Here is a 7,043-nt window from a genome sequence, read left to right on the forward strand (position 1 = left end):
ACCGGGTCGAGCAGATGGTTGCGCATGAACTTGAGGATCAGGGCCAGGTTGACGTGGACGGTGCCCTCCAGCTTCGGCAGGCCGCGGATCTCGACGGCCGCCTGGGCGAAGTAGTTGTCCTTCTCGAAGCCCTTGGCGGCGATGACGTCCCACATCAGGTCGATGACCTTCTCGCCCTCGGTGGTCACCTTCATCTTCGTCATCGGGTTGAAGAGGAGGTAACGGCGGTCGTCGGGGCCGGCGGCGCGGAAGTAGTCGACGGCGCGGTCGCTGAACAGCTTCATGCCGACGAGCCGGACGTAGGCGTCGGTCAACTCGCGCCGCACGTGCGGGAAGGCGGTGACGGGGCGGCCGTAGAGTATGCGGTTCTGTGCGTGGGTGACGGCCTCGTACATCGCGTGTTCGCAGATGCCTATGGAGGCGGTGCACAGGTTGAACTTGCCCACATTGACGGTGTTGAGAGCGGCGTCGAAGGCTGCTCGGCCGGTGTGCAGGACGTCTTCCGCGGCCACCGGGTAGCCCTCGAGACGGAACTCGCTCACGTACTTCGAGGAGTCGACGACGTTCTTGACCAGGTGGTAGGCCGGGTGACGGCTGTCGGTGGCGAAGAAGACGTAGCCGTCGGGGCCCTCCACATCGGTGCGGCGGCCGAAGACGGAGACGAGGCCGGCGGCGTTGCCGTTGCCGATGTAGTACTTGGAGCCGGTGGCGCGGAAGCCGCCCGCGCCGTCGGGCTCCAGGAGCATGTCGGTGGAGTAGATGTCGGCTCCGTGGGCCTTTTCGGACAGGCCGAAGGCGAACACCTCGCCCTGCGAGAGCAGTTCCGCGGCGCGGGCACGGGCGGCCGGGTTGCCGCTCTGCCAGACAGGGCCGAGGCCGAGGATGGTGACCTGCCAGGCGTACCAGTAGTCGAGACCGTAGAAGCCGAGTATCTCGTTGAGGGCGGCGATGCGGGCGGTGTCCCAGCGCTTTTCGCCCTCGCCCTCCGCGGCGTCGGAGGAGGGCGTGAGGAAGGTCGCGAAGAGCCCTTCCTCGGCGGCGAAGGCCAGGAAGTCTCCGAGCCAGGCGCGTGTCCGGTAGTCCTCCACGAGCCGGCGCCTGCCCCGCTCTTCGAACCAGTCGACGGTGGCGCGCAGCAGCCTTCGGGTCTCCGGGTCGAAGTGCGCGGGGTCGTAAGTCCGCGGGTTGAACAGCAGCGCGTCGGCCATGGGTGCCGCCTTTCGGCTGGGGGGTGAGGGTGGGTCAGGGCAGGTGTACGGAGGGGCCTGCTCGGCCGGTCAGCGTCGGGCTTCCGGGCCGGCGAGTGTGGCGGGGACGTCGTCGAGCCAGGCGATCATCATCTGCTCGTACGCGATGCCGCAGCGCAGTACGACGTGCTGGAGCTCGGAAGTACCCGGTGGATCGCTCGAACCGCCGGGCCAGTCCGTAGCCGGAGCCCGGTTTCTCCAGCAGGGAGACGAGGATCGCGTGCGCGAGCGCCATGGACACAATCCTGTTGTGCAACTCGTTGCATAACAAGGTGACGGTTCTCTCAGCCACGGACGCCTGACACGGGCAACGGCGTGCGCCGCCCGGCGTCGCGTACTGGCCCGGCACAGGGACATCCGGCGCGGAAGACCGACGGACGGCGGGACCCGGGCACTGCCCGGGCCCGGACCCTCGAGGCCGGACGGTGTGCCGCGGCTCGGTCGGTGGTGCGCGGCGTGACAGGAGCCCGTCGAGCTCGTGCACCGACCCACCCGTGTGCCAGCCGGAACCGGCCGCCCCTCGTCGTCGTCTTGTGCGCCAGGGCCTTTCTTCCGGATCAGGCCGGCTCCGAGCGACCTCGTCTCCTGGCCGACCCGAGCGGGGTCTGGTGCGTGCAGCTGCAAGGCGGAGGAGGGAGTCGACGCGGAGCGTCGGGGACCGACGACAACGCCGCAGATGTGCGTGCCAGGCCCCGCGACCGGCGGCAAGATCCGGAAGAGAGGCCCTAGCCGTGGACGAAGCAGGGGTGTGGGGGACAACATGACGCGGAAAATGACGAAGACCGGTCTGGTCGTAGTGGCCATGGCCACGGTGCTGGGGGCCTCGGCCTGCGGTGGGAAGGCCGGGGCCGCGCCCGGGGAGGCCGCCGGCAAGCCTCCCGCGCACCGCGGGGGGAAGACCGTGGCACCCGCCGAGGCCGGGACGTCTCCCGGCTCGGCCCCGAAGCCTTCCCCCGCCGTGGGGACGTTGTCCGGGTCCGCGCCGACCGCGGCCTCACCCATCACCCGCCACGTGCCGTGGAACCTCGACATCCTCGATCAGCGGTCGCGGCCGCTGAACGGCAAGTTCAGCGCCACGGCCACGGGCAAGGGCGTTCACGTCTACGTCATCGACACCGGGATGGACGTCGCCCACAAGGAGTTCGGCGGACGCGCGCGCCTCGGAGCCGACTTCGTGGGCCCGAAGGACTCCGGTGACTGCTTCAGCGAGGCGGGGACCGGACACGGCACGTTCGTCGCAGGCATCATCGGCGGGAAGAGGTACGGAGTGGCGCCCGAGGCGGAGCTCGTGCGGGTCCAGGGCATCCTGTGCGAGAGCGAGGGCGGCGGCTCCCCGGCGGCGGCCGAGGCGGCGCTGGTGAAGTCGGTCAAGTGGGTCACCGCGCACGCCCGGAAGCCCGCGGTGGTGAACATGTCCCTCAACCTCGACCACCGCTCCGCGGCCCTCGAGGCCGCTGTGAAGAAGATGGTCGACGCGGGGATACCCACAGTCGTGTCGGCCGGCAACTTCCATGACGACGCCTGCAAGCACTCCCCGGCCGGCGTCCCCGGCACGATCGTCGTGGCGGCCTCCACCTCGAACGACCGCGCGTGGAGCGACAGCGGCTCCTACGGATCGGGGTACGGACGGTGCGTGGACCTGTACGCTCCCGGCCAGAAGGTGACCGCCGCGCTGGCCGGCGGCGGTACGGTCACGGAGAACGACGGCGCGACGTCCTGGGCCGCGCCGCACGCGACCGGTGTGATCGCCCTGTATCTGTCGGCACACCCCCGCGCCACGGCCAACGAGGTCCACGTGTGGCTCGACCACACGGCCACCCGTGGTGCCGTGCGCGGCGTCCCCTCCGGCACTCCCAACCGGCTCCTCAACACCGGCGGTCTGTGACCCGCCCGCCGCCGCGCAAAGGGCTCGGCGGGAGAGAAGCTGCCGCGGCTGAAGCCCGACGACCACTTGATCGTCGGCCGTCGTGCGACGGCGGGGACGACCGCGCGGGTCAATGCGACTAGGAGGTCAGGTCCAGGGGCTGCAGGGTGCTCCAGTAACCGCGCAGTGTCTCTTGAGGGGCGGCTGGTCCGGCGGCCTGCCGGGACGGCAGCGGCCGGTCCGGTGTGCGGCGGGCCCACCAGCGGGCGGCGCATGCGCTCAGACAGCCGCCGGCGAGCGCGGCCGCGGCGATGGTGAATACGCTTCGAGCACTGGTCGGCATGCCAATCCCCGTCATGTCATGGGCAGGAGTTGTCCGTTCGGGTTACCCGGCTGGTGGGTTTCACACCCGCGGGCGACGCACGGGGCCGGTGCCGGCGGGCCCCGAACCCGCCGACACCGGCCCGTTCGTCCGGGTCAGACCCGACCACGCCAGGCGCCGGACTCGACGCCGCCGCGGGTCTCGATGAACTCCTTGAACCGCTTGAGATCACCTGTGGCCTGCCGTTTGACGAAGCCGAGCTTGTCGCCGACGTTCTCGGCCAGGCCCTGCGGGTCGTAGTCCAATTGCAGCATGACCTTGGTGCGGGCCTCGTCCAGGCGGTGGAACGTGACGACGCCTGCCTGCTTCGCCTCGCCGTCCACGGTGGTCCAGGCGACGCGCTCGTCAGGGATCTGCTCGGTGATCTCCGCGTCGAACTCGCGCTGCACTCCGCCGATCCTGGTCACCCAGTGGGTGAAGGTGTCGGTGCGCTGCTCGATGCGTTCCACACCGTCCATGAACCGGGGGAAGTCCTCGAACTGGGTCCACTGGTTGTAGGCGGTGCGGACCGGCACGTCGACCTCGATGGACTCTTCTACCTGTGACAACAGCGGTCTCCCTTCCTGTGGGCGGGCCACAGGGCGACCGGGTCGCGCCCGGTCGGCCTGGGTTGCCCGTGAACAACACCGTCCGGGTTGCCGCCGGCTCCTGATTGATGCGTGGCAAAGTCGTCCGAACGGCGCGGCAGCGGTGGAAGAGGCCCGTAGGCGCGCCCTGCGGTCCCCGGCCACTCCCCGGGGGCCGGCCGGGGGAGTCGGTGTGACCGCCGCCCGGGCGCGCGGGCACCGCCTGGGCCGTTCGGACGTCTCGAACTGGCACCCTCGACGGCCGGCCCGCACGCTGGAGCCAACGCCGGCGCACCGTGCGCCTCAGGGCACTGGGAGGACCGTGTGACCGCTTCGTCGCCCGCCACCGACGCACCTCCGGCCCGGTACGACGACCTGCGGGCCCTGGTGTTCAACTGCACCTTGAAGCGCTCGCCGCGGACGAGCAACACACAAGGACTGATCGACCGCTGCACGGCCGTCCTGGAGGGCCAGGGGGTGCGGGTGGACGTCGTACGGGCCGTGGACCACGACATCGCCACCGGAGTGTGGCCCGACATGCGCGAGCACGGCTGGGAGACCGACGCCTGGCCCGAGTTGTACGAGCAGGTCCTGGCCGCGGACATCCTCGTACTGGCCGGACCCATCTGGCTCGGCGACAACAGCTCGGTGATGAAGCGGGTGATCGAGCGTCTCTACGCCTGCTCGAGCCTGCTCAACGAAGCCGGCCAGTACGCCTATTACGGCCGCGTCGGCGGCTGCCTGATCACCGGCAACGAGGACGGCGTCAAACACTGCGCCATGAACGTGCTCTACAGCCTCCAGCACCTGGGGTACACCATTCCGCCCCAGGCGGACGCGGGCTGGATCGGCGAGGCGGGCCCCGGGCCTTCCTATCTGGATCCCGGTTCCGGCGGCCCGGAGAACGACTTCACCAACCGCAACACCACCTTCATGACGTGGAACCTGCTGCACTTGGCCCGGGCCCTGAAGGACCTGGGCGGTATCCCCGCCTACGGCAACCAGCGCACCGCCTGGGACGCCGGCTGCCGCCGCGACAACGAGAACCCCGAACACCGGTAGGGACGAGGGCGCTGCGATCGCCCGGCCCGCGTCGGCGGGCAGGAGCCGTATTCGAGTTCGTCATTCGCTACCGGTAGTTGGTGCCTCGCTCTGGCCGGCGGTGGTCGGGCAGGTGCCGTTCGAGGAACCCGGGCCGCGCGGGTCCCGGAAGGAGAGGTTCTCGGGGGACCCGTTCGCGCCAGGGCCCGCCGACGCCTGCCGGCAGGCGTCGGCGGGCCACTGCCGCACTGCTGGGGGCACCGCCTGCTGGTGAGTGCCATCCGGTGCGGGCAAAGGTGCCGGTGGTCAGCGGATGACGTGGAGGGTGACCTGCGTCTCGGTGGAGCTGGTGTTCATGGCCTGGACGTAGCCCCGCGCGGTGCGGTAGAGACCTGTGCCCCCGGTGATCGCCAGGTTGATGTCGCCCGGGCCGGTGTCGGCGATGGGGAAGACTCCCTGCACGGTGATCTTCCCTTGCGGGAGCGTGAGGGTGGTCACGCACTGCACGGTGCTCGTGTCGTCGGTGTCGGTACGGGTCGTCGTGCAGGTCTCGTCGTAGGTGCCCACCTGGGTGCCGTTCTGCAGGAGGTTCCCCGCGACGATGAGTTCGTCTCCCTGACTGGGGCCTGGAGGGGGGAAGTCGAGTGAGGTCGCCTGCGTCACTACCGCAGTCAGATGAATGATCTGCTCCTTGTCGCCGGCTGGTCGGGATCCGGTGGCGGGAGCGGCGGCCGACGCCAGGGGGGCACAGCACAGGGCGGTGGCCAGGGCGGTGCCGGCGCTCAGGCCCAGACGGTTGATGCGGCGCATGATGCGTCTCCTGTGAGATCTGCGGGGCGGTCAGGTGACCCTGCGTCACGTGAAGTCCGCAACCCGGATCATCGTCCGGTCACGGGGCCGACCCTCACCACTGCAGACGGGCAAGGGGGTGAGCGCCATACCCGAATGGTCCAGGCCCTCGACCTCGATGAGGGCGCCTGGTCCGCCAGTGGATGAATCGTCGGCCAAAGGGAGACGTCGAGTGGCCGGCATGGGGAAGCAGTGGCGCGTGGGAGGGAATGGCTGACTGTCCCGTCTGCCCCGCATCGAGTGGAAGTAACTCACGCTTTGTGTGCTTGTAAGCCAGAAGTAGGGGCATCCGGAGGTCAGGAGGTTGATGACAATGGTTCCCCTGCTTCTGGTTCTGCTGCTGGCTCTGATCCTCTTCGGTGCGGGCTTCGCGCTCAAGGCTCTGTGGTGGATCGCGGTGATCGTGCTCATCGTGTGGCTGCTCGGGTTCGTCGTCCGTTCCGCGGACAGCGGTGGCCGAAGGGGCCGCTGGTACCGCTGGTAGGCGAAAGCGTCCGAACCCCAGGAGCGCGCTGCGCGCGAAGGTGTGGGGCCCGGCCGGAGACCCGGCCGGGCCCCACACGCGTGAGTGCGTCCCGCTTCACCTGGAGTGGCCGGAATAGATCGGGCGTATCGGGCGCACCGCAGGGTACATGTGCAAAGCAGCGGCCCCGCAGAAACAGCAGTGGAACCCTGCCTCCTATTCTGCGGGGCCGCTGCGCCCGGCGCGGCGGCTGCTCCCGCACTACACCGCACTGGTGGCGAACAGCTCCAGGTGCCCGCACTTGGGACAGCGGAACGCCTCTATCTGCCGGCGCGGCCGGCTCATCCGCTTGGCACCCCCGAGAATCCCCCGCTCCAACGCGCCCTCGATCCAGCGCGCGTAGCCGGGCGCGCTCTGGCCGGCGTCCTCGACGAAACCCTCCGTCAGGCCGACAGTGCCGCAACAGGTGCACGTGTAGTTGTTCATCCCGCGAGTGTACGAAGCGGCCTGAACGGCCAGGGCGTGCCCTGCCGAGGTCGCCGGCGCCGGCGAAGGCAGGGCGGGGCGCGTCGCGTGGCGTCGAGGAGGCTCTGGCCGAGCCGGTGCCAAGCGGACCGGACTTCAGCCGAGT

The 7,043-nt window shown here is 69.9% G+C and carries 9 protein-coding genes and 1 pseudogene; 3 read left to right on the top strand and 7 right to left on the bottom strand.

The genetic code is table 11. The annotated features are described in order from the left end of the window. The 3 genes and pseudogenes from IE249_RS12155 to IE249_RS37050 form a co-directional block, all read right to left on the bottom strand. On the bottom strand, positions 1 to 1,208 hold a 1,208-nt coding region (locus tag IE249_RS12155), incomplete at its 3' end, for an acyl-CoA dehydrogenase family protein (RefSeq protein ID WP_229858223.1). Positions 1,209 to 1,277: 69 nt separating this feature from the next. Further along, on the bottom strand, positions 1,278 to 1,367 hold the full coding sequence (locus IE249_RS40010) for a hypothetical protein (RefSeq protein ID WP_373304380.1): 90 nt from the start codon (positions 1,365 to 1,367) through the stop codon (positions 1,278 to 1,280). A gap of 15 nt (positions 1,368 to 1,382) precedes the next feature. Continuing rightward, a pseudogene (locus IE249_RS37050) lies at positions 1,383 to 1,482 on the bottom strand (PadR family transcriptional regulator); the annotation flags it as partial. 537 nt (positions 1,483 to 2,019) lie between these two features. Between IE249_RS37050 and IE249_RS12165 the strand changes: the two are divergent. Further along, on the top strand, positions 2,020 to 3,132 hold the full coding sequence (locus IE249_RS12165) for a S8 family peptidase (RefSeq protein WP_229858227.1): 1,113 nt from the start codon (positions 2,020 to 2,022) through the stop codon (positions 3,130 to 3,132). A 118-nt stretch (positions 3,133 to 3,250) separates the two neighbouring features. On the opposite strand, the gene IE249_RS12170 is transcribed toward IE249_RS12165, so the two are convergent. Continuing rightward, positions 3,251 to 3,454, bottom strand: a complete 204-nt coding sequence (locus IE249_RS12170; RefSeq protein WP_189704791.1) for a hypothetical protein — start codon at positions 3,452 to 3,454, stop codon at positions 3,251 to 3,253. Between the two features lie 134 nt (positions 3,455 to 3,588). Beyond that, positions 3,589 to 4,041 carry an SRPBCC family protein gene (locus IE249_RS12175; RefSeq protein WP_189704792.1) on the bottom strand — a complete coding sequence of 151 codons (453 nt, stop codon included), beginning with the start codon at positions 4,039 to 4,041 and terminating at the stop codon, positions 3,589 to 3,591. Positions 4,042 to 4,383: 342 nt separating this feature from the next. Between IE249_RS12175 and IE249_RS12180 the strand changes: the two genes are divergently transcribed. Then, positions 4,384 to 5,121 carry a flavodoxin family protein gene (locus IE249_RS12180; RefSeq protein ID WP_189704793.1) on the top strand — a complete coding sequence of 246 codons (738 nt, stop codon included), beginning with the start codon at positions 4,384 to 4,386 and terminating at the stop codon, positions 5,119 to 5,121. Positions 5,122 to 5,406: 285 nt separating this feature from the next. On the opposite strand, the gene IE249_RS12185 is transcribed toward IE249_RS12180, so the two are convergent. Beyond that, positions 5,407 to 5,910 (bottom strand): dirigent protein, encoded by a 504-nt coding sequence (locus tag IE249_RS12185; protein ID WP_189704794.1) that lies wholly within the window; start codon positions 5,908 to 5,910, stop codon positions 5,407 to 5,409. A 352-nt stretch (positions 5,911 to 6,262) separates the two neighbouring features. Between IE249_RS12185 and IE249_RS12190 the strand changes: the two genes are divergently transcribed. Continuing rightward, positions 6,263 to 6,433, top strand: a complete 171-nt coding sequence (locus IE249_RS12190; protein WP_055705189.1) for a DUF5670 family protein — start codon at positions 6,263 to 6,265, stop codon at positions 6,431 to 6,433. A 240-nt stretch (positions 6,434 to 6,673) separates the two neighbouring features. On the opposite strand, the gene IE249_RS12195 is transcribed toward IE249_RS12190, so the two are convergent. Further along, the gene (locus IE249_RS12195) at positions 6,674 to 6,898 is read right to left on the bottom strand and encodes a hypothetical protein (protein WP_189704795.1); all 225 of its coding nucleotides are present in this window, start codon (positions 6,896 to 6,898) and stop codon (positions 6,674 to 6,676) included. Between the last annotated feature and the right edge of the window lie 145 nt (positions 6,899 to 7,043).

The sequence above is a fragment of the Streptomyces anandii JCM 4720 genome, from assembly GCF_014650655.1.
Taxonomy (GTDB): Bacteria; Actinomycetota; Actinomycetes; order Streptomycetales; family Streptomycetaceae; genus Streptomyces; species Streptomyces anandii.

Excerpts from the sequence above, each read along its gene's own strand:
- IE249_RS12165 (WP_229858227.1), top strand. The coding sequence starts at position 2,020 with ATGACGAAGACCGGTCTGGTCGTAGTGGCCATGGCCACGGTGCTGGGG.
- IE249_RS12170 (WP_189704791.1), bottom strand. The coding sequence starts at position 3,454 with ATGCCGACCAGTGCTCGAAGCGTATTCACCATCGCCGCGGCCGCGCTC.
- IE249_RS12185 (WP_189704794.1), bottom strand. The coding sequence starts at position 5,910 with ATGCGCCGCATCAACCGTCTGGGCCTGAGCGCCGGCACCGCCCTGGCC.
- IE249_RS12190 (WP_055705189.1), top strand. The coding sequence starts at position 6,263 with ATGGTTCCCCTGCTTCTGGTTCTGCTGCTGGCTCTGATCCTCTTCGGT.
- IE249_RS12195 (WP_189704795.1), bottom strand. The coding sequence starts at position 6,898 with ATGAACAACTACACGTGCACCTGTTGCGGCACTGTCGGCCTGACGGAG.